The sequence below is a fragment of the Rhizobium sp. 3T7 genome (genome assembly GCF_020166565.1).
Classification (GTDB): Bacteria; Pseudomonadota; Alphaproteobacteria; order Rhizobiales; family Rhizobiaceae; genus Rhizobium.
Map to the genome: position 1 here is coordinate 378,096 of NZ_JAIQXS010000001.1, position 21,307 is coordinate 399,402.

At 59.8% G+C, this 21,307-nt stretch carries 16 protein-coding genes, 1 pseudogene and 1 riboswitch; of the genes and pseudogenes, 9 read left to right on the plus strand and 8 right to left on the minus strand.

Going from position 1 to position 21,307, the window contains the following annotated elements; translation table 11 throughout:
- Positions 1-5 precede the first annotated feature (5 nt).
- Positions 6-1,880: a murein L,D-transpeptidase gene (locus tag K9B32_RS01915; RefSeq protein ID WP_224560211.1), complete on the plus strand. Its 1,875-nt coding sequence runs from the start codon at positions 6-8 to the stop codon at positions 1,878-1,880.
- Between the two features lie 58 nt (positions 1,881-1,938).
- On the opposite strand, the gene K9B32_RS01920 is transcribed toward K9B32_RS01915, so the two are convergent.
- Positions 1,939-2,640 (minus strand): HAD family hydrolase, encoded by a 702-nt coding sequence (locus K9B32_RS01920; RefSeq protein ID WP_224560212.1) that lies wholly within the window; start codon positions 2,638-2,640, stop codon positions 1,939-1,941.
- 191 nt (positions 2,641-2,831) lie between these two features.
- Between K9B32_RS01920 and rpiA the strand changes: the two genes are divergently transcribed.
- From rpiA to gor, 3 genes are all read left to right on the plus strand, one after another.
- A complete protein-coding gene (gene rpiA / locus K9B32_RS01925; RefSeq protein WP_224560213.1) occupies positions 2,832-3,530 on the plus strand; it encodes a ribose-5-phosphate isomerase RpiA in 699 nt (232 codons plus the stop codon).
- 17 nt (positions 3,531-3,547) lie between these two features.
- A complete protein-coding gene (locus K9B32_RS01930) occupies positions 3,548-4,135 on the plus strand; it encodes a DUF2059 domain-containing protein (protein WP_224560214.1) in 588 nt (195 codons plus the stop codon).
- A 109-nt stretch (positions 4,136-4,244) separates the two neighbouring features.
- The gene (gor, locus tag K9B32_RS01935; protein ID WP_224560215.1) at positions 4,245-5,630 is read left to right on the plus strand and encodes a glutathione-disulfide reductase; all 1,386 of its coding nucleotides are present in this window, start codon (positions 4,245-4,247) and stop codon (positions 5,628-5,630) included.
- A gap of 6 nt (positions 5,631-5,636) precedes the next feature.
- Here the strand turns inward: gor and K9B32_RS01940 are convergent, their stop codons facing one another.
- Positions 5,637-6,965: a TadE/TadG family type IV pilus assembly protein gene (locus K9B32_RS01940; RefSeq protein ID WP_224560216.1), complete on the minus strand. Its 1,329-nt coding sequence runs from the start codon at positions 6,963-6,965 to the stop codon at positions 5,637-5,639.
- A gap of 290 nt (positions 6,966-7,255) precedes the next feature.
- Here K9B32_RS01940 and K9B32_RS01945 point away from each other — a divergent pair, with 290 nt between their 5' ends.
- Positions 7,256-8,629 carry a class II 3-deoxy-7-phosphoheptulonate synthase gene (locus tag K9B32_RS01945; protein WP_224560217.1) on the plus strand — a complete coding sequence of 458 codons (1,374 nt, stop codon included), beginning with the start codon at positions 7,256-7,258 and terminating at the stop codon, positions 8,627-8,629.
- 178 nt (positions 8,630-8,807) lie between these two features.
- Here the strand turns inward: K9B32_RS01945 and K9B32_RS01950 are convergent, their stop codons facing one another.
- The 3 genes from K9B32_RS01950 to K9B32_RS01960 form a co-directional block, all read right to left on the minus strand.
- On the minus strand, positions 8,808-9,683 hold the full coding sequence (locus K9B32_RS01950; protein WP_224560218.1) for a hypothetical protein: 876 nt from the start codon (positions 9,681-9,683) through the stop codon (positions 8,808-8,810).
- A gap of 132 nt (positions 9,684-9,815) precedes the next feature.
- A complete protein-coding gene (locus tag K9B32_RS01955) occupies positions 9,816-10,340 on the minus strand; it encodes a DUF1003 domain-containing protein (RefSeq protein WP_007792901.1) in 525 nt (174 codons plus the stop codon).
- An 81-nt stretch (positions 10,341-10,421) separates the two neighbouring features.
- Positions 10,422-12,335 (minus strand): LTA synthase family protein, encoded by a 1,914-nt coding sequence (locus K9B32_RS01960; RefSeq protein WP_411969671.1) that lies wholly within the window; start codon positions 12,333-12,335, stop codon positions 10,422-10,424.
- 229 nt (positions 12,336-12,564) lie between these two features.
- On the opposite strand from K9B32_RS01960, the gene K9B32_RS01965 reads away from it, so the two are divergent.
- Complete coding sequence (locus tag K9B32_RS01965) at positions 12,565-13,398, plus strand: TolB family protein (RefSeq protein WP_224560220.1); 834 nt, start codon at positions 12,565-12,567, stop codon at positions 13,396-13,398.
- 25 nt (positions 13,399-13,423) lie between these two features.
- Positions 13,424-13,606, plus strand: a riboswitch (cobalamin riboswitch).
- 39 nt (positions 13,607-13,645) lie between these two features.
- A complete protein-coding gene (gene bluB, locus K9B32_RS01970; protein WP_224560221.1) occupies positions 13,646-14,383 on the plus strand; it encodes a 5,6-dimethylbenzimidazole synthase in 738 nt (245 codons plus the stop codon).
- On the opposite strand, the gene K9B32_RS01975 is transcribed toward bluB, so the two are convergent.
- Together K9B32_RS01975 and K9B32_RS01980 are read right to left on the minus strand one after the other, a co-directional pair.
- On the minus strand, positions 14,343-15,419 hold the full coding sequence (locus tag K9B32_RS01975; RefSeq protein ID WP_224560222.1) for a DUF2865 domain-containing protein: 1,077 nt from the start codon (positions 15,417-15,419) through the stop codon (positions 14,343-14,345). The genes bluB and K9B32_RS01975 overlap by 41 nt on opposite strands.
- A gap of 131 nt (positions 15,420-15,550) precedes the next feature.
- Positions 15,551-17,863, minus strand: coding sequence for an NADP-dependent malic enzyme (locus K9B32_RS01980; RefSeq protein WP_224560223.1), 2,313 nt, complete (start codon positions 17,861-17,863; stop codon positions 15,551-15,553).
- A gap of 246 nt (positions 17,864-18,109) precedes the next feature.
- Between K9B32_RS01980 and K9B32_RS01985 the strand changes: the two genes are divergently transcribed.
- A complete protein-coding gene (locus K9B32_RS01985; protein ID WP_224560356.1) occupies positions 18,110-18,916 on the plus strand; it encodes a UDP-2,3-diacylglucosamine diphosphatase in 807 nt (268 codons plus the stop codon).
- Positions 18,917-19,076: 160 nt separating this feature from the next.
- A complete protein-coding gene (locus K9B32_RS01990) occupies positions 19,077-20,297 on the plus strand; it encodes an MFS transporter (RefSeq protein WP_224560224.1) in 1,221 nt (406 codons plus the stop codon).
- Here K9B32_RS01990 and dgcA read toward each other — a convergent pair.
- Positions 20,249-21,231: pseudogene (dgcA, locus tag K9B32_RS01995) on the minus strand (N-acetyl-D-Glu racemase DgcA). The gene K9B32_RS01990 and the pseudogene dgcA overlap by 49 nt on opposite strands.
- Positions 21,232-21,307: the final 76 nt, after the last annotated feature.

Consider the following 21,307-nt stretch of genomic DNA (forward strand, 5'->3'; position numbering starts at 1 on the left):
AAAGCATGACATTCCTTTTGAAAGGTGCGGCTTCCGCACTCGCGCTTTCCTGCGGTATGGCTGCGATGGGTGTCGCGCCCGCGCATGCCTACACGTTGATGGATATGATCCGCGGGGATCGCGCTCGGACCCAGAGCACGATTGTCAATCCGAGGCCGTCCATTCCCTCGTTCCTTCAGTCGGCGCCGGATGCACCTCTGCCGAAGGTATCGAGCCCGCGCTACTATACCTACCAGCCCGATGCGATGCGCCTCGTCGATACCGGCAAATTCACGGATCCTGTCGTCACCGGAGCAGTCGCCGACGCGTCGGCTGCGACCGAGACCATGCCATCGGTCCAGCGCCGCTTCCTCATCGAGGCAAAGGTGCGCGCCCCTGTCGAAGTTGCCAAGGCCGTTGAGGTCTATTACGGCGACGTGAAGAACCCGCTGGTTTGGCTCACCGGAACAGATGTCAACAATCGCGCCAAGGCGGCGATGGCCGTATTGGCGGATGCGGCGTCGGTTGGTCTTGACCCGGCTGACTACGCGTTGCAGGTGCCGACTGAGGATCCGGCCAATCCGGATCCAGCAATCCGCGACCGCGCCCTGACGCAGTTCGAGCTGGAGCTTTCTGCCAAGGTGCTCGCGTATGTGCAGGACACCATTCGCGGCCGCGTCGATCCGAACAAGCTGTCCGGCTATCATGATTTCAAGCGCAAGGACGTGAACCTTGCCCCCGTTCTCAAGCTCGCCCGTATGAGCCCGGATACCGCCGCTTATCTCAGAAGCCGCACGCCGGATGGTCCGCAGTTTGTTGCGCTCGAAAGTGAATTGACGAAGCTGAGGGCCGAAGACGCAGGTGACGACCGCATCGATATCGCCCTGAATGGGTTGCTTCGTCCCGGCGACAACTCTTCCGAAATCCCGAACATCGTGAAGGCGATCGACAAGCACGGTTCGGCTGCGCTGAAGGCCGAGCATGCGGCAACGCTTGCCGCATATGCGGGTAGCACCGAGTATTCGCCGGAGATCGTTGCGCTCGTCGAAGGTTTCCAAAAGGAACATGGACTGAAGCCGGACGGCGTCGTCGGCCAAGCGACGGTTCGCATCATGATCGGCGGCGACAGCAATGCTTCAAAGGTCGAGAAGTTGATCGTCGCCATGGAGCAGGCGCGCTGGTTGCCAGCCGATCTCGGCTCGCGTTACGTCTTCATCAACCAGCCTGCCTACATGGTTTACTACCACAACGACAACAAGGAACAGTTGTCGATGCGGGTCGTCGTTGGTCAGCCGTCGCACCAGACCTTTTTCTTCCAGGATCAGATCGAGACAGTCGAGTTTAACCCGTTCTGGGGCGTGCCGCAGTCGATCATCATCAACGAGATGCTGCCACGTCTGCGCTCGGATCCGAGTTATCTGGACCGGATGGGTTATGAGGTAACCGTTGGCGGTCGCGCCGTGGCGTCGTCCAGCGTCGACTGGTACGGGTCGACGACCAACGTCTCCGTGCGCCAGCCGCCGAGCGACGACAATGCGCTTGGCGAACTCAAGATCCTGTTCCCGAACGCCCACGCCATCTACATGCATGACACGCCCTCGAAGAGCTTCTTCAAGCGCGACATGCGGGCCCTCAGCCATGGTTGCGTCCGTCTTGCTGAGCCGCGTGCGATGGCAGCGGCTGTCTTGAACACGTCGGTGGACCAGATCGGCAAGGAAATCGCGACCGGCAAGAACCACGCCTTGCAGGTTCCGCAGAAGATACCGGTCTACGTGGCCTACTTCACGGCCTGGCCGAACAAGGATGGCGTCGTGCAATATTTCGACGATGTGTACGGCCGTGACGCCTATGTGCAAAAGGCCTTCGATGCCACGACGAAAGCCCGTGGCGCGCAGATCTGACCGCGCCGAGAGGACGATACGAGAAAGGCGGCCGTTGAGCCGCCTTTCTTCGTTTGTGTCAGCCTACTGCGGCAGTCGGTCTCGCAGCATCCGCGATCAACTCGTCCACGAGCGCAGGCGTGAGCTCCTTGAAATGTGTGATCACACGGGTCGGCCCAAGTGTCTCGACGGGGACGTCAGAATAGCCGAACGGCACGGCGATCGAGGGCACGCCGGCATTTCGGGCAACGAGAATGTCGTTGGCGCTGTCGCCGATCATGACGGTGTTGCCGGCTTCGCCGCCGGCGCGCTCGATGGTTCCGAGGAGATGCTGGGCGTCTGGCTTTCTGACCGTGAAGGTATCGCCGCCCGTGATGGCGTCGAAATAGTGGGTGAGTTCAAGCTTCTCGATCAGGCTGCGCGCCAGACCTTCGAGCTTGTTGGTGCAAACGGCAAGCTTGCAGCCGGCGCTCTTCAGTTGGTCCATTGCGTCGACTAGGCCCGGGTAGGGCGCCGTGTGTCCAGGCATGTTGTTGGAATAGTGAGTGATGAACCGGTCGAGTAGAGATGGGAGTTGCTCAGGCTGCAACGCGTGCCCCCGAAGGTTGCAAGCCCGCTCGATCATGACCTTGGCACCGTATCCGACCAGGTGCGTCAGGTCGTCATAGCTGACTGGCGCCATGCCGAGCTCGGCAATCGTATGGTTTATGCTTTCGACCAGATCGGAGTGAGTATCGAGCAGTGTTCCGTCGAGATCGAATACAACGAGGGCAGGGGTCAAGGATTCCGCCTTTCAGAAATGATGTTATCAGGCAGTAGGTGATGAGGACGGCAAAAGCAACGTTTCGCGGCAAAGACGACCAGTTGCAGATGCCCACGGCTTTTCGAAAATCATTACGCTATTTTGGCTTTCGTTTGGCAAGCGAGCCGTGTAAACAGCACATCCAACGCAATAATCGGAGTCAGCGGCGCATGGATGCCCGCGAAATGAAGATCAAGGCCGCTGAGGCCGCACTCGCTCATGTCGAATACGGCATGCGACTTGGAATCGGAACCGGGAGCACTGCCGAGGAGTTCGTTCGGCTGCTCGCGGAGAAGGTTTCAGCCGGTTTCAAGGTCGAAGGAGTGCCAACGTCCGAACGCACGGCAAGGCTTTGCGTCGAGCTCGGCGTGCCGCTGAAGTCACTCGATGAACTGCCGGAACTCGATCTGACGATCGATGGCGCGGATGAGGTCGATTCTGACCTGACGCTCATCAAGGGTGGTGGTGGTGCGCTACTGCGCGAGAAGATCGTTGCTGCGGCATCTCAGCGCATGATCGTCATTGCCGACGAAAGCAAACTGGTCGCGACGCTCGGCGCATTTCCACTGCCGATCGAGGTAAATCCGTTTGGGTTGGTCTCCACACGCATGGCAATCGAAAAGAAGGCCTCCAAACTGGGGTTGAGCGGCAGCCTGACGCTGCGCCAATCAGGTGGCGAAGACTTCATGACGGACGGCGGCCACTACATCATCGATGCATCTTTTGGCCGCATTCCTGATGCAGAGGCGCTTTCCAACGAGCTGAATTCAATACCCGGAGTCGTTGAACACGGGCTTTTTCTCAATATAGCGGCACTTGCGATCATTGCGGGTCCAGCAGGTGCACGCACGCTGCGGGCGAACAGGTAACAGGAGCATTGAAACTCATGATTAAATTTGCAGGTCTTGGCCGTTTTGCTGCTGCGACCGTTATTCTTTCGGGCGTCGCATTCGGCTCTGCTGCACACGCGCAGGAGGCTTCTCCGGAGCAGCTGAAGGCGGCGCGCGCTGCCATCGATGCGATCGGCGCCACCGCACAGTTCGACAACATCCTGCCGGGTCTCGCCGAGCGTCTGAAGGCCGATCTCATCCAGGATTCGCCGAACTACCAAGACGCGATCACCGCTGAGGTCGACAAGCAGGCCCTTGCCCTTGCTCCGCGTCGCGCCGACCTCGAAAAGGAAGCCGCGTTGACCTATGCCAAGGCATTCTCTGTCGAGGAACTCAACGCGATCGCCGAGTTCTACAACTCGCCGGTTGGCAAGAAGCTGCTGAAGGATGGCCCGATCGCATCGCGCGAGACGGTCAAGGCTGCCGACATCTGGGCGCAGGGAATTTCTCGCGACCTGCAGAAGCAGACGAGCACCGAGCTTAGCAAGGTCATCAAGGCGCCGCCACCGGCAGCTGATCCGGCCAACCCAGCCGCAACGGCCGCGCCGAAGGCTGCGACGCCGGCTGCAAAGCCGAAGCCGTAAGCGGACGTCGATAAGTGTTAAAAAGCCCGGCATCGTCCGGGCTTTTGTTTTTGCGACAGTCGATACTATATCACCTTCACCTCACAGCCGATTCCAGCCGGAGTTTTTCATGACATCCTACGATTACGATCTCTTTGTCATTGGCGGGGGCTCAGGCGGCGTGCGAAGCGCCCGCGTTGCAGCTTCGCTTGGTAAGAAGGTCGCGATTGCAGAGGAGTACCGCTACGGCGGAACATGCGTGATCCGTGGCTGCGTGCCCAAGAAGCTTTTCGTATACGCGGCTCAGTTCCACGAGCACTTTGAGGATGCCGCCGGTTTCGGCTGGACGGTCGGCGAGAGTTCGTTCGATTGGAAGAAGCTGATTGCCGCCAAGGACAACGAGATCGCGCGCTTGGAAGGGCTCTACAAGAAGGGGCTTGCGGGCGCCAACGCCGAGATCCTGGAAACGCGCGCCGAGCTGGTCGATGCCCACACGGTTCGACTGATCAACACCGGCAAGACGGTGACCGCCAAGACGATCGTGATCGCGACCGGTGGCCGGCCGAACCCGCATGCGGCCTTGCCGGGGAATGACCTCTGCATTTCGTCGAACGAGGCCTTCCATCTGGAAGAACTGCCGAAGTCGATCGTGATCGCCGGCGGCGGTTACATCGCGGTGGAATTTGCCAATATCTTCCACGGCCTCGGCGTCGAGACGACGCTGATCTACCGTGGCGCCGAGATCCTGTCGCGCTTCGATCAGGACCTTCGCAGGGGGCTGCACGAGGCGATGGCCGCCAAGGGCATTCGCATTCTCTGCCACGACGCGCTGCAGAAGGTTTCGAAAGAGAACGGCCGTCTTTCGGTCGAGACGTTGAAGAACGGCACGCTGATGGCTGACGTCGTCATGCTGGCGCTTGGGCGCATCCCCAACACGGAAGGCCTTGGCCTGGAAGCCGCCGGCGTGAAGACCGACGAGCGTGGGGCGGTGGTCGTCGACGAATATTCGCGCACCAGCGTCCCGAATATCTACGCGCTCGGCGATGTCACCGACAGGGTACAGTTGACGCCGGTGGCGATCCACGAGGCGATGTGCTTCATCGAGACCGAGTACAAGGATAACCCGACCAAGCCGGATCACGAGACGATCGCAACGGCGGTATTCTCGCAGCCAGAGATCGGTACCGTCGGGTTGACCGAGGAAGAGGCGAGCAAGCGCTACAAGGAGCTCGAGGTCTATCGGGCGCAGTTTCGGCCGCTGAAGGCAACGCTGTCGGGGCGGGGCGAGAAGATGATCATGAAGCTGATTGTCGACGCTTCCAGTCGCAAGGTCGTCGGTGCGCACATCCTCGGCCACGATGCCGGAGAAATGGCTCAGATCCTCGGCATCACTTTGAAGGCCGGCTGCACCAAGGACGATTTCGACCGGACGATGGCGGTGCATCCGACGGCAGCCGAAGAGCTCGTCACAATGTATGCGCCGAACTATCGCATTCGGGACGGCGTTCGCGTTTAACGCCGATCAGCTGGTGATGCGGGGCATGCGGATGACCTTCAGGAACAGCGCCTGCATGGCGTCCGTGATCCCCTGTGTAGGCGTGACTTCGAAATAGAGACCGGGCGAAGCGCAGCTCTGCATCTTCGTCGGGATTTCGCTTTGGAAAGGCTTGATCCACGTGTTGTACCAGCTGTTCTTCGGCAGCGGCAGGTAGGTAGTGTAGAGTACTGCGATCTTGACGCCCCGATCCTTCAGCGACTTGCAGAAGGAAATGTCGATTGGCTCCTGGCAACGCTCGCCGGTCTTCGGTTTCGTGCAGTTCGACTTCTTGCTGTCGCCGACGCCGTCGGACACGAAGAACAGAATCTTCTGCGGCTGGGCCTCGGTGCTGCCATCTCCCGGCGTTGAAATGATCTTGTTCATCTGTGTCAGCGAGTTGTCGAAGCTCGTCTGCTGATCGTTGTTGTAGCCTTGTCTCGGGATCGACATCAGAGTGACAGCGTTCGTGTATGTCGCGACCTTGTCGAGGTCCGTAATCGGCGCTGAAATTGTGGTCAGGGTCGCGTCTTCCGCCTTCTTGCCGAACGTGTAGACACCCATTCTGAACTGGTTGTCGGACTGGCGTTCGTTTTTGGCCGTTTCGGTCAGTTTTTGCGTAGCTTGGCGAACCACGTCGACGCGTAAGGTGACGCCATTGTTGCGGGCGATATTGTAATAGCTGTTCTTGTCCTCGACACCAGCTTCCGACACGATGTGGCAGGCAAAGGCACAGGTATCCGGAGTCTTCTGTTCCATGATAGCGACATCAGCCGGTGTCGCGCCGACGCCCATCGACGGCGTGTTGTCGAGCAGGATGTAGAAATCCATGAAGGAAGCCGTCTGAAACATGGCCGTGGCGGTGCCAGATATTTCTACGCTTTGCCGGCCAAAGATCTGCATGAACGACGTCGGGACTTGTGCGGTGAAGGTCACAGAGGAGTTGAGCTTGTTGGACGCGCGGCTCACCTGAACGTCAACGGCTACATCGCTTGCCGTCAGTTCACCCTGCATCTGCGCGACGAAAATGTTTCGCGCATCGTCTTTTCCGACCGAGATCGGGCCATCGCTTGTCATCTTCATTGCGGCGGTTGTTGCGGCTGACTTTGCCGCGATTGCGCCGACCGCTGCGGCGTCGGCGGCCGCGTAGAGCTGCGTGCGCAAGCTCAGCGCATGGGCGAAGTCGACGGCCACGCCCGCGGAGCCGATGAGCGGCACCATCAGAATAGCCGTCAATAGACCGAAATTGCCGGAACGGTCAGTGCAGAAACGATACAAGCTGCGCACGAAATCAATCCCACGGTTCCACCATGCCATCGGTGCTCAAGCGGGAGTCATCATGACGCGCCATCAAAATTGAGGGTGTTTCTAAGGTATAAGCCTAAATTAGATACAAACTGTCTTGGTTTCTCGACCGTTAAATTGCGCGCCTATTGTTTGAAAACGCGCCGCGGAATTCCTTTATATCGCCTGTTGTTGGTCGATTGAATCAGTAACGCCAAAGAGCGGAACGCCGCTATGCAAGATGGCGCTAAAGGTTTATAAGCCGCGCAACATTTTTAGGACGGAACATCCGGACGGACCGGATGCGGAAACAGGTGAGTGAGATGGCACAGAATTGGACTCCGAGCAGTTGGCGGCAAAAACCGATCCAGCAGGTTCCGGACTATCCGGACCAGATGGCGCTGGCAGCAACGGAAGCCCAGCTCGCATCCTATCCGCCGCTCGTCTTTGCAGGTGAAGCACGCCGGTTGAAGAAGCATCTCGCCAACGTTGCTGAAGGCAACGGTTTTCTCCTGCAAGGCGGGGACTGTGCCGAGAGCTTCGCCGAGCATGGTGCAGACAATATCCGCGATTTCTTCCGTGCCTTCCTGCAGATGGCCGTCGTGCTGACGTTCGGTGCGCAGCTGCCGGTCGTCAAGGTTGGCCGCATCGCCGGCCAGTTTGCCAAGCCGCGCTCTTCCGGCATTGAGACGCAGGACGGCGTATCGCTGCCGAGCTACCGCGGCGACATCATCAACGGCATCGAGTTCACTGAGGAAGCACGCATCCCGAACCCGGAGCGTCAGGCCATGGCATATCGCCAGTCGGCTGCCACGCTGAACCTGCTGCGCGCCTTCGCGATGGGTGGCTATGCCAACCTGGAGAATGTGCATCAGTGGATGCTGGGCTTCGTCAAGGATAGCCCGCAGGGCGAGCGCTACCGCAAGCTTGCCGGCCGCATCAGCGAAACGATGGACTTCATGAAGGCCATCGGCATCACCTCGGAAAACAATCCGAGTCTGCGCGAGACGGATTTCTTCACCAGCCACGAAGCGCTGCTGCTTGGCTACGAGGAAGCATTGACCCGCGTCGACTCTACATCCGGCGACTGGTACGCGACGTCAGGCCACATGATCTGGATCGGCGACCGTACGCGTCAGGCCGATCACGCGCATGTCGAATACTGCCGCGGCATCAAAAACCCGATCGGCCTCAAGTGCGGCCCGTCGCTGCAGGCCGACGATCTGTTGAACCTGATCGACATCCTCAATCCGCAGAATGAAGCGGGCCGGTTGACGCTGATCTGCCGCTTCGGCCACGATAAGGTTGCCGAGCATCTACCGCGTCTCATCCGCGCAGTCGAGCGGGAAGGTCGCAAGGTCGTGTGGTCCTGCGATCCGATGCACGGCAATACGATCACGTTGAACAACTACAAGACCCGCCCGTTCGAGAGGATCCTGTCGGAAGTCGAGAGCTTCTTCCAGATCCATCGCGCCGAGGGCTCGCATCCGGGCGGCATCCACATTGAGATGACCGGCAAGGATGTGACCGAATGCACAGGCGGCGCCCGCGCGGTGACGGCTGAGGATCTGCACGATCGCTACCACACGCATTGCGACCCGCGTCTCAATGCCGATCAGGCGCTGGAGCTTGCCTTCCTGCTGGCCGAGCGCATGAAGGGTGGCCGCGACGAAAAGCGGATGGCCGTCAACGGCTGATCAGACAAGATGGACGGTAAAAGCCCGGCTGATGCCGGGCTTTTTTATTGGGCAAGGACTGATTGTTGGCAGAAGGCGTCAGGTAGCACGCACGTCGGCCTCGCCGGTCTTGATGCCGAGCGTCTGCGGCCAGACCGCCATCTGGCATCGGCAGCTATGCGACTATTGGTGGTGTGTGCTAGGGGATTTGGCCGGCCGCCCAGTGGATGGCGCTGTCCAATTCGGCGAACTTCGCGGACTGCCAGTGGAAATAGTCTTCGATGAATGTGCGCGAGAGCCACAATGCACCGCGGTTGCGGGGACTTTCCCAGCCAAGCAGGTTATCGGTTTGGGCTTTCTTGAACATCCGCTTCAGGTTGGTGAGGGAGATGCCGAATTCATTGGCGATTTCGCTGATGCTCACGCCTTTGAGCAGAATGCGGTCGTGTTCCCGCGCGTCGTCGGGGAGGCGACTGATTAGATCGTGCAGCACGAGGCCGCCGACATCGGACCAAAGAAAGTGGCCGATACTGCTCCGTGGCTCCTTCCAGATCGGCTCCTGGATGAGAGCACGCGCAGCACGCGGCTGCGCGAGATGAAAGAGCCGGGGGGTGTCTGCAGTCAGGTTTGCACGATTGCCGCCATCGAGTTGGTCGAGGCAGGCCATATGCCCCTGGAACCAGGAGGCCATGGCCTCCTCGCTGAGTTCGGTCGTTTCGAGGCGACGGAGGCGCCGATCGGGCGTTTCATCAGGAGCATCCCGTAGAAATTTGTAGGCGATGAGTTCGGCAAGAAACGAGGCCGCGGTATTTTTGCTGGCTAGGTCAAATTCCTTGGCGACCTGCATCATGCGACCGGCCGTGAGCCCTGAAACGGGATTGCCTCGATCGCGTCCGGTATGCATGGCGAACAGCGTTTGTGTCAGCAGCCACTTTTGATGCGAGGCGGCGAGGCGGGCAAGACGAGGAGCGCGCTTGTGAATGCCGATAAGATGGCGCGCTATCTGGCGTTCGATCGACAGAAACAGGGGATGATGAAGAATTTCATCGCGTGTATGCAGTCGGCCAGTGAGCATCGTCTCGTACGGTCGGTCGGATTGGTTCCAATTGCTCCTCTTACATTTGTGATGGTGTTTCAATGCGAGACTTGGCTAGCGGATCGTTAATCGGTCGGTATAGTTAAATTCAAGCGATCCCCGATCGTTCCATCAACTGGGCAGACGCTGATTCAGTCGCTCGATGTCTTCGCGCAGTGCTGCAATTTCGGTGAGCACGCGCATATCTATCTTCTGATGTAGAGAAAGAACTTCCAGTTCAGCTTTGAGATTGACTTCGTAGTCTTTCGCCGCTTCGAAGCGATCGCGCTCTGCTTGCCGGTTCTGCGACATCATGATGATGGGAGCCTGGATTGCGGCAAGCATCGAGAGCACGAGATTGAGGAAGATAAAGGGATAGGGATCGAAGGCGCGTGTGAGTAGTACGACCGTGTTTACGACGCACCAGAAGACCAGGAACAGGAAGAAGGCGACAATGAACGACCATGAGCCGCCGACGCGGGCAATCGAATCCGCCAGGCGCTGTCCGGTGGATGATTCCGCCTGCAAGGCCGCATTGATATCGGTCGAGATTATCTTACGCTCATGGGCTTTTGCGAGAACGCGCTTCTCGATCTCACCGAGTTCGTCAACAGGTTTGTCGAAGTGATGGTGGATGAAGTCCGATAGATTATGCATGGCTAACTCCGAATGCTAGATCGCTCGGGCGCCAGTATTCCGTAATGTTTTCAAATTGCAATGCGGGCTTGTGCCGCTCTCTTACGTGCCTTGCGCATACAGCCAGGCATGCTGTGGGAAGAAGCGACCGAGCGTCTGAGCCTTGCCAAACATGATGTCGTGCTGGAGATATCGATAGTCCCGTACGAGAGGATCGAGGTTCTTCGGCTTCAGGACCCAATCGGGCGACGGCGTGTTGTCACGCGCAATTAGTTGGTAGCGATCGATGACGCTGTACTTCTTCCGCACGCGGCCGAGAAAGCCCGTGTAGTAGGGATGCTCGAAGCCTGCGAACTTCAAGAGATGGTAGGGCAGCAGCGATGGGCTGATCGTGCCGACGTCCTTCTTGCTGCCTTTCTTGTTGGACCAGATGACGAGCGGCGTCTCGTGTTCCTGCTTCATGACGCTGACCGATGCCTTACGCGTGGCAACCTGGTCCGGCATGTAGCCGGTCGCCATATAGACGTTGCCGAGCGGCGGAAGGTGATCGCCCCAGAGGACGATGATCGTCTCGCGATCGCGCTTCTCGGCCCAATTCATCAGCATCTTGAGGCTGTCGTCGGCTTCCTTGATCCCTTGCGTGTAGGTGGCCAGCGTGGCCCGGTCCGCATCGTTCAGGTTGCCCTTGATGTCGACGGTGTTGTGTACGTAACGGTTCGGCTCGTAGGGACCATGTCCCTGCAGGGTGACACCAAAGAAGAAGAACGGACGATCAATACCGTCGGCCTCGCGCATGATCTCCTTCATGAGCGACTCATCCGAAGCGAAGATACCCCTCTTTTCCATCGCAGGCATGGTTTCTTCAGAGCGGAACTGCTCGAAACCGAAGTCCTTGTAGACTTCGTTGCGGTTCCAGAACCAGCCGCTGAATGGATGCAGCGCGCGCGCCGCATAGCCCTCGCCGCGGAAGAACGTGGCGAGCGAGGGAACATCGCGACGAATGTATTGCTGATAGGGGATGCTGCCATATGGTAGGAAGGCATTGGAAAAGCCTGTCAACGCCTCGAATTCGACGTTGGCGGTCATGCCGCCGAACTCCGGTGAGAATACATGGCCAGACTGCTCGGCGCGAATAGTCGGCATGGGATCGGGCGACAGGCTCAGCGTCTTCAGTCGGGTCGGATCCCAGAACGATTCACTCATCAGCATGATCACGTCGGGCTTTTCTCGTGGGCCGCTGAGATAGCCGTAGTTCCGGCCGGGGATAGCATCAAGCGCCTGCGTACCGAAGCCGGCCGGTGCTGCAACGTCGGCCATCGGAATATTGAAGATGAAGGCGAGGATGAAGCCGTTGCTGCGGTAGTTTTCCTTCTGGTCCCACATCATCGGAACCACCTGAAGGCGGTCGCGGATGAAGGAATACTGGGAATAGTCCATTAATGACCCGAAAGCCGCGATAACGGGGAGGCCGACGCACAGGTGGCGGAGGCGAGAGGTCCTTGAGAGTTTCGGGAAGTTGCGCCAGGCGAAGCGCCAGAGGATGACAATCGCGCCAGCGGAAAGGGCAATGCCGACAACCATCGCAACAGCAGTCCAGGGGCGGTCGCGCACCATGACAGGAAGCAGTTCCATGATCTGGCGCCCGAAAAGAACGTCGGATGGATAAAGGGGGTCCGTGAGGTAATGCTGCTTCTGGTTGGAGACAATGGCGGGAACGAAGACCAGCGGTAGAACGATCAACGCCGAAATGAATTGTCTTCCCAAGGCGGCATCGAGCGACAGCATCAGGACAGTCAACATCACAACGGTCGTCATTCCGGGACGCGCCGGCGATGTCAGGAATTCGCGCACGTCGGTCAGCCCATCGCGGGCAATTATCTCGACCGCGGCCGTAGCAAAGAGAGCAAGCAGGGCGCAAAGAGCGACGCCGAGCGCTGTGCGTATAGCAGGCGACCGGACGCTTCCTCCGAAATCGGTGGAAAGCGACGCAAAGCGCGCTGCCGCTGCAGACCTCATTACCAACGCGATCAACCGGAAAACTCCAACGTCATAAAAGCTTCACCGAACTGTCACATCCTCGTCATGAATGCTAGATGAACCGTTAGGTTTCCCGCATTTGTGAGTGGTGGATAAGGCGCCGATCGCCCAAGAGACACGTCCAGTGGAAGCTGGCGTGGTGCATTTGCTTGTGCTGCGTGGCGGGCCGTCGTAGGTCTGACGGAGGTCGATGTCAGGAGGATTCAGATTGCGCAGTTCCGTCGAGATCTACAACATCACGACACGCGAGGCGCGCGTCGTCTGGCAAACCACGCAACTCGTGGAGGCGCCGAACTTTTCACCCGATGGTAGCTATCTTCTGCTGAACGGTGACGGTCTTCTGTACCGTCTGGCGCTTGACGGTTCGGGCAAGGTCGAAAAGGTCGATACCGGCTTTGCCACGGCCTGCAACAATGATCATGGCATTTCGCCTGATGGCCGTCAGATCGTCATTTCCGATAAGATTGAGTTCGGTAAGTCGACGATTTATGTGTTACCCGCCGAAGGCGGCGCGCCGCGTCTGGTGACGCAAAATCAGCCATCCTATTGGCACGGCTGGTCGCCCGACGGGACGCAACTGTCCTATTGCGGCATCCGCAACGACTTGTTCGATATCTACACGATTTCCGTGGATGGCGGCGAAGAAAAGCGATTGACGCACGGCGAGGGGCGCAATGACGGGCCGGACTACTCCGCTGACGGCCAATGGATCTACTTCAATTCCAGCCGCACAGGCCTCATGCAGATCTGGCGCATTCACCCGGATGGGACCGGCCTCGAGCAGATCACCAGCGACAATTATGGGAATTGGTTTGCTCATCCTTCGCCCAACAACGATAAAGTCCTGGTCCTTTCCTACGATCCCGACGTCTTCGACCACCCGCGCGATCTCAATGTACGGCTGCGGCTGATGGACATGGATGGGGGCAACCTGACAACACTCTTCGATCTCTTCGGCGGGCAGGGAACGATCAACGTGCCGAACTGGTCGCCGTCGGGCGATGAGTTCGCCTATGTGCGTTACTACCCGGTCTCTTCTTGAGGGATTGCATCGCGTGATTTTTGCCGGCATAGACCGTCCGTCGGGTGCCCGTCTCAGGCGGGAGAATCGGGAATTCGGTGAGAGACCGAAACGTGCCCAACGCTGTAAGGCTGACGACTGCCGCAACACGCCACTGGTCCAGTACCGGGAAGGCGCGGCAGTCGGATGACGCCAAGTCAGAAGACCGGCCCGACATCATAGACTGACCCGCGTGGACGGCGGGCGGTTGTGTTGTTGGGGATTGACGATGCGACCAGACCATTCAAGCTCCCTGTCGGGAGCTGCAGCCTTTTCGACCGAGGACCGTGACGCCGTCTACAGGGCGATTTCGACGCGCCGTGACGTGCGTTCGGAGTTTCTCCCGGATCCCATACCCGACGACGTCGTCAGCAGGCTTTTGACGGCTGCGCACCACGCGCCGTCTGTCGGATTCATGCAGCCCTGGAACTTCATCCTGGTGCGCGATCAGCGGATGAAGGAGGCGGTTTGGCAGGCGTTCGATCGCGCTAATCGCGAGGCCGGCGAGATGTTTCAGGGGGAGCGACAGCAGCTCTACCGGTCGCTGAAGCTGGAGGGCATCCGAGCCGCACCGCTCAGCATTTGCGTCACCTGTGATCCCGATCGCTGCGGTGATGTCGTTCTCGGACGAACCCACAACCGGCGAATGGACTCCTACTCAACGGTCTGCGCCGTGCAGAATTTGTGGCTGGCAGCGCGCGCCGAAGGTGTCGGGGTCGGCTGGGTGAGCATCTTTCACGAGTCCGATATCAAGGGGATTCTCGGCGTTCCCGAGCGGGTGGAGATCGTTGCCTGGCTGTGCCTAGGCTACGTCGATCAGCTCTATGACCAACCGGAACTGGCGGTCAAAGGTTGGCGCCAGCGCCTACCGCTGGAGGAGCTTGTGTTTATGGATCGTTGGGGCAAGTCTGCAGACTGGGCGGCTACTATTGCTGCGGTTGGGGACCTGGCTTTGCCGGGTTCTTGAGGTCGATCGTGCCTTGGTCGCCCGCCAGGAACTGCGGGCCGATCTGACGGACCTTGTTTGCCGGGTCGTAAGGCCTGTCAGGCACCTGTGGCTGCGGAACCGCGAGTGCGGCGGTCGGGCTCTTGGTCTCGGGCTTCTTGGTTTCGATCGTGGTGATCGACCCCTGCGGCGGTTCGCTGATGGATTGGCTTTTTCGCATCCGCTCGTAGTAGGCGTTGAGATCGCAGCTGCAGGACGATTTTTCGCCGGGCTTGCGGTTCTTGTAGGCGAAGGCATTCGGCATGGCGCTGTAGGGCGCGCCTGTCGCCGCGGAGATCATCTGCGATGTCTCGGTGCTGGAGACGTCGTGATAGAAGAGCTCGGTGTCGATGCCGGGACACATCTTCGAGCAGGTGTCGGCATCGCGGGCAAAGTCCTGGGATGTTGCGTTCGAGCTCAACGGAAAGAAGCCGCCGTCACAGCTTCGCACGCAGACGGTGTTCAGATGAGAGAGCGGCGACATGCCCGGGAGACCATCGCGGCGCCGGCTGGGATCACCACCCAACGGAATGAACGTGTCGCTTCGCAGCGCCTGATCTTCGATACTTGGTGGCGGCGCATATCCTTCGGCGCTGTCGGCGGGCCATTGTTCCTCGTTGCAGCCATTGTCATCGAGCGCGGCAAGAAGTTCGTTCCTCGTGCGGACATCCTCGCTTTGACCGCGCAGCTCGTCGCGACGCTGCTGGAGATAGCGGATATTGTCGACCATCTTGGATTCTGCACGCTCGAGTTCCCCGCAGTATCCGTCGTCGTCGCCGATCACCACCATGCTGCCGCTCGTGCAGCCGCTCTGGCGCAGATCGCTGCGCACCTTGCGAAGCTCAAGGTTCTGTTCTGCGATAGCGCTGGCGTACTTGCGCACCTCGGGCGTGCTGCCGATGATCTGCGGCAGGTCGGCAAGGCGGGCGCGCAGATCACCACAGATTGCCGGCATCTGGGCGTAGCTCGGGCCGGTCAAAGTAAATGCGGCTATGAGTGACAGAATCCAGCGGTTCAAGGCATCGTCCCATCGATGAGCAAATAGCAGGGTCGTCTGGCGCGGCTTTTTCGCCGCGCCTTCATTGCTAGCTCGTTTGTCTTAACGAGCTGCGGTCGGAATCCTACCGCATTTTCTCGATCTGCGGCAAATCACGCCGGCTGTGAAGCCTCCACGACAGCGAGGGCGGCCATGTTGACCACGCCGCGGGAAGTGACGGACGGCGCCAGAATGTGCGCGGGCAGGGCTGCACCGAGCAAGATCGGCCCGACGTGCAACCCGTCGATCATCGACTTTACGACGCCGAGCGTGATGTTGGCTGCATCGAGGTTCGGGAAAACCAGGAGGTTCGCTTCGTCGTGCAGGGTCGTGTCGGGCATGACGCGCTTGCGCAGGGCGTCGGAGATCGCGCTTTCGCCGTGCATTTCGCCGTCGACTTCGAGATCCGGCGCCGCCTCACGCACGAGCTTGAGAGCGGCCCGCATCTTCGTCGCGCTCTCGGACTCACGCGAACCGAAATTCGAATGGGATACGAGGGCAGCTCGCGGCGTGATGCCGAAGCGCTTGATTTCCTCGGCGGCAAGAACCGTGGACTCCGCAATCTCTTCCGCAGTCGGATTAAAGGTGACGTAGGTGTCGGTGAAGAAGGTGGCACCGCGCTGCGAGATCAGCAGGCTGAGCGCCGAGAAGTCGCACACGTCGTGTCGCTTGCCGATGATCTGGCGAACGTCGCGCAGATGTTTCTCGTAGCGGCCTTCCAGCCCACAGATGAGCGCATCTGCCTCACCCCGCTTCACGGCCAGGGCGCCGATGACAGTCGTGTTGGTACGAACGATGGTACGCGCTGCCTCCGGAATGACGCCGCGACGTCCAACGAGCGAGAAGTAGAGATCGACATATTCGCGGAAGCGTGGATCGTCTTCCGGGTTGATGACATCGAAATCGGCCAATGGACGAATGCGTAGGCCGTAGCGCTTTAGGCGAGTCTCGATGACTTGCGGGCGACCGATCAGGATCGGTTTGGCAATTCCTTCTTCCAGCAGGACCTGTGCGGCGCGCAACACCCGCTCGTCCTCGCCTTCGGAGAAGATCACCCGCTTGCGCTCGGCATTCTTCGCCGCGGCAAAGATCGGCTTCATGATGAAACCGGAGCGGAAGACGAAACGGTTGAGCTGGTCGAGGTAGGCGTCGAAGTCGCTGATCGGGCGCAGGGCGACACCGCTCTCGGCGGCTGCCTTCGCGACGGCCGGGGCGATGCGCAGGATCAGGCGGGGGTCGAAAGGCGAGGGAATCAGGTAGTTCGGGCCGAAGACCGGCGTTTCACCCGAATAGGCGCGTGCGGCGACGTCGGAAGGCTCCTCGCGCGCAAGTGCTGCAATGGCGCGCACGGCCGCCATTTTCATCTCTTCGTTGATCGTCACTGCGCCGCAATCGAGCGCGCCGCGGAAAATATAGGGGAAGCAGAGAACGTTGTTCACCTGGTTCGGGAAGTCGGAGCGGCCGGTGCAGATCATGGCATCGGGGCGCGCGGCGCGGGCGAGATCGGGCATGATCTCGGGCGTCGGGTTGGCGAGCGCCATGATCAGCGGGTTTTCGGCCATCTGCGCCAGCAGTTCCGGCTTCAGCACGCCGGCGGCGGAAAGTCCAAGAAAGACGTCGGCACCGCCGATGTTTTCGGCGAGCGTGCGTGTGTCGCTCTTCTGCGCGTAGACGCTCTTCCATTCGTCCATCAATTCGGTGCGGCCTTCGTAGACGAGGCCCTCGATGTCATGGACCCAGATGTTTTCCCGCTTGGCGCCGAGCGTGACGAGGAGATTGAGGCAGGCAAGGGCGGCAGCACCGGCACCCGAGGCGACGATCTTGACCTCGTCGATCTTCTTGTCCGCCAGTTCCAGACCATTGAGGATGGCGGCGGCAACGATGATGGCGGTGCCATGCTGGTCATCGTGGAAGACCGGGATCTTCATGGTTTCACGCAGCCGACGCTCGATCTCGAAACATTCCGGCGCCTTGATGTCCTCGAGATTGATGCCGCCGAAGGTCGGCTCAAGCGAGGCGACGGTCGACACCATCTGCTCGACGCTCGATGCATCGACCTCGATGTCGAAGACGTCGATGTTGGCGAACTTCTTGAAGAGGACGGCCTTGCCCTCCATGACCGGCTTCGATGCCAACGGGCCGATATTGCCGAGGCCGAGAACGGCCGTACCGTTGGAAATGACCGCTACGAGATTTGCGCGAGACGTATAGTCGGCGGCCGTCTCGGGATTGTCGCGGATCGCCAGGCAGGGCGCTGCAACGCCCGGAGAATAGGCGAGTGCCAGGTCGCGCTGGTTGCCGAGCGGCTTGGTGGCCTGGATTTCGAGCTTGCCCGGACGCGGATAGCGATGGAAGTAGAGCGCCTGCTCGTCGAGACTTCCACCTGCCAGATTCTTTTCCGTCTTGGACTTTTCCTGATGATCCATCATCGCCTCCGGGCTGCCGCATGCTGTCTTTGAACTGCCTTCAATACATCAAACGGGGTGGCGGAACAGTCGGAATTTCCGTTCGAAATGCGAAAACAGCGCAAATCTGCCGCGGCCGCGGCGAGGCTCGATGGAAACCGGGAAAATCAACCGTAGCGCCGACATGTCATCTTCCTGAAACACGACTCTGGTTTTGGAAGGGCAGGTGAACGATGGGACATGAGCAGGATGCTTGTGAGGGACAATATGGATACGCGGCACTTCCGTACGCTTTTCATTTCCGATGTGCATCTCGGCTCTAAGGCCGCGAAGGTGGACTTCCTGCTGGATTTTCTCAAGCATCACGAGGCGGATACCATCTTTCTTGTCGGCGATATCGTCGACGGCTGGCGGTTGAAGCGTAGCTGGTACTGGCCGCAGGATTGCAACGATGTGGTCCAGAAGCTGCTGCGTAAGGCGCGCAAGGGCACGCGGGTCATCTATATCCCGGGCAATCACGACGAATTCCTTCGCGATTTTCCGGGCACCCATTTCGGCGGCATCGAGGTTGCTGAGCGGATGATGCATGAGGCGGCCGACGGCAAGAAATACCTCGTGTTGCATGGCGACGAGTTCGACGTCGTCGTCCGCAACGCGCGCCTGCTCGCTTATCTCGGCGACTGGGCCTACGACATGGCGATCATGATCAATGTCGGCCTGGCAGCCATCCGCCGCCGGATGGGCATGCCCTATTGGTCGTTTTCCGCATGGGCCAAGCTGCAGGTCAAACACGCAGTCAACTTCATCGGCGAGTTCCAGCGGGTCGTCGCCGAAGAAGCTCGCAAGCACGGTGCCGACGGCGTGATCTGTGGCCATATCCACCACGCGGTGATGGAGGAAATGGACGGCATCCGTTACATCAATACCGGCGACTGGGTCGAAAGCTGCACGGCGATTGCCGAGCATCAGGACGGCACGTTTGAATTGATCGAGTGGCGTGCAACGAGCGGCATGCAGCCGATCCCGATGGCGATCGGCCATCACGAAAAGGACGTGGCGCAGCAGGCCGCCTGAACGCGGCCTTTCGATCCCCAATTCCATGGATCAGTTTAGCCCGTTGTGTCTTTGCGACAGGCCTGTTTATTTTCTAAAACGTTTCAGATGGGCAATTTCTTGCCATAGTCGCCCTTAGGTTGACGTGATAGGCAACGTTCAGTTTCCTGCAGGTCACCCCATGATTCCCGCTCAAAATCCTCCAGCAAGTGAGGGGGCGCCACCGCGCTTCCGGCTTCTCAGTGCTTTGTCCTACTGTGCGCCTTTGCTCGTCAATGGCGTGGCCTTGCCGTTCTTCCCGATGTGGCTTGCGCTGCACGCGTTCAACGACCATGAGATCGGCGTCATCCTAGCCGTGCCGATGGTCGTGCGTGTCCTCGTCGCTCCGATCGTCGCGATGTATGCCGACCGGATGAATGAGCGGGCGGATGTGCTGTTGTTTTCAGGTTGCCTATCGCTGCTGACGGCGATCGCGCTCTACTGGACGAACACATTCTGGCCGGTGCTGATCGTCTATACGATCCAGGGAGCGACCTTCGCCTGCTACGTCCCGGTCGTCGAATCGATCGTGATTTCGGGCGTCCGGCGCTGGGGTCTGGATTATGGCTCGATGAGGGTCTGGGGCTCGATCGCGTTTATCGTTTCCACCCTGATCGGCGGGGAACTGATCGGCTATTGGGGTGGCGAGATGGTGCTCCCTGTGATGACGTTCGGCTTCATAATGACCGTGGTGATGGCGATCTATTGCCCGCGGATAGGCCCGACGCGCCGGCGTGGCACACCCGTCGATATCTCGGCTGCGACAGGAAGTTCGCTGCGACAGCCGCATTTGCTGGCCTTGCTGATCGGCGTCGCGATCCAGCAGTCGAGCCACGCGGTTCTGCAGGCCTTCGCGTCGCTCTACTGGCGCGATCTCGGCTTCTCCGGCACACAGATCGCGGTCCTGTGGAGCGCCGGCGTCGCTGCGGAGGTGACCGTGTTCTTTCTGTCCCGGCGGCTCAGCCGTCGATTCAGTGCCTGGACGCTCATTCGATTTGGGGCGGCGGTCAGCGTCTGTCGCTGGATCCTGTTTCCGATGCATTGGGGATTTTGGGGTTTCTTTCTGCTCCAGTGCATGCATTCCTGCACCTATGCCTTCGTGCACACGGGCGTCCAACGGCGGATCGTGGCCTGCGTGCAAGAGACCCAGGAGTCGTCGGCGCAGGGCGCCTATTTCTTCTACAACGGCATGTTCATGGGGCTGATGACGATTGCTTCCGGCTACGTCTACGCCTTGCTCGGGCTCGCAAGCTATTATGTGATGGCGCTGGTGGCGCTGGCCGGGCTAGGCCTTGTCATCGTCGCCTACTATCTTCAGCCCCAAAGCGCGGCGTCCGGCGGCCAGACAAGAGAGGCGGCGTAGCGCAGACCGGGTTCACGGTCGCGCGCAAGCAGCAGCGGTCCGTCGAGATCGACGAAATCGACGCCCTGCGCCAGCAGTACAGCCGGCGCCATCGCCAGCGATGTGCCGACCATGCAGCCGACCATGATTTCGAAATCAAGGCGCTGCGCCTCTTTCTTCATTGCCAACGCCTCGGTGAGTCCGCCTGTCTTGTCGAGCTTGATGTTGATCGCGTCATAGCGATCGCGAAGGCTTGCGAGGTCGCCGGTGTGGTGGACACTTTCGTCGGCGCAAACGAGCAGCGGGCGGCGGATTTCGGCGAGGAGCTCATCCTTGCCGGCCGGCAACGGCTGTTCGACGAGGGCTATGCCAGCTTCGGCTGCGACACGGAGATGATGCTCCAGCGTGTCTTCCGGCCAGCCCTCGTTGGCATCGAGAATGATGGCCGCATCGGGTGCGGCAAGACGAACGGCGCGGATACGGCTCTCATCGTCGCCGGTGCCCACCTTGACCTTCAGCAAGGCGCGATCGGCGTTTGCACGCGCCTGGGCGGCCATGACATCGGGTTCGCCGAGCGATATCGTGGGGCTGTCGTCAACCGCTGTGGCGCTGCAAGACGCAGTGCAGCGACGACCGAGTTGCCGGAGCGCTTGGCTTCCAGATCCCAAAGGGCGCAATCGAGTGCGTTGCGCGCGGCTCCCGGGGGCATTGCGCGCTGCAGTTCCGGGCGAGTCAGGCCACCTTCGATTAGTGGCCTTACAGCTTCGATCTGAGCGGCGACACTTTCCAGCGTCTCTCCATAGCGGCGATAGGGAACGCACTCGCCCCGACCGACCGCGCCGCCGTCGCGTATGGTGCACAGGATCACCTCCGCCGATGTCTTGGCGCCGCGCGAGATCGTGAATGTGCCTGATATGGGAAAGGATTCCGTCTGAATTTCAAGTGACCGTGGCATATTTGCAATCCTGCGCGCATGGAAATTTGGTGTGGCTTGGGTATATTGATCCGAAGCGGCGAACCGTTAGTTCGCG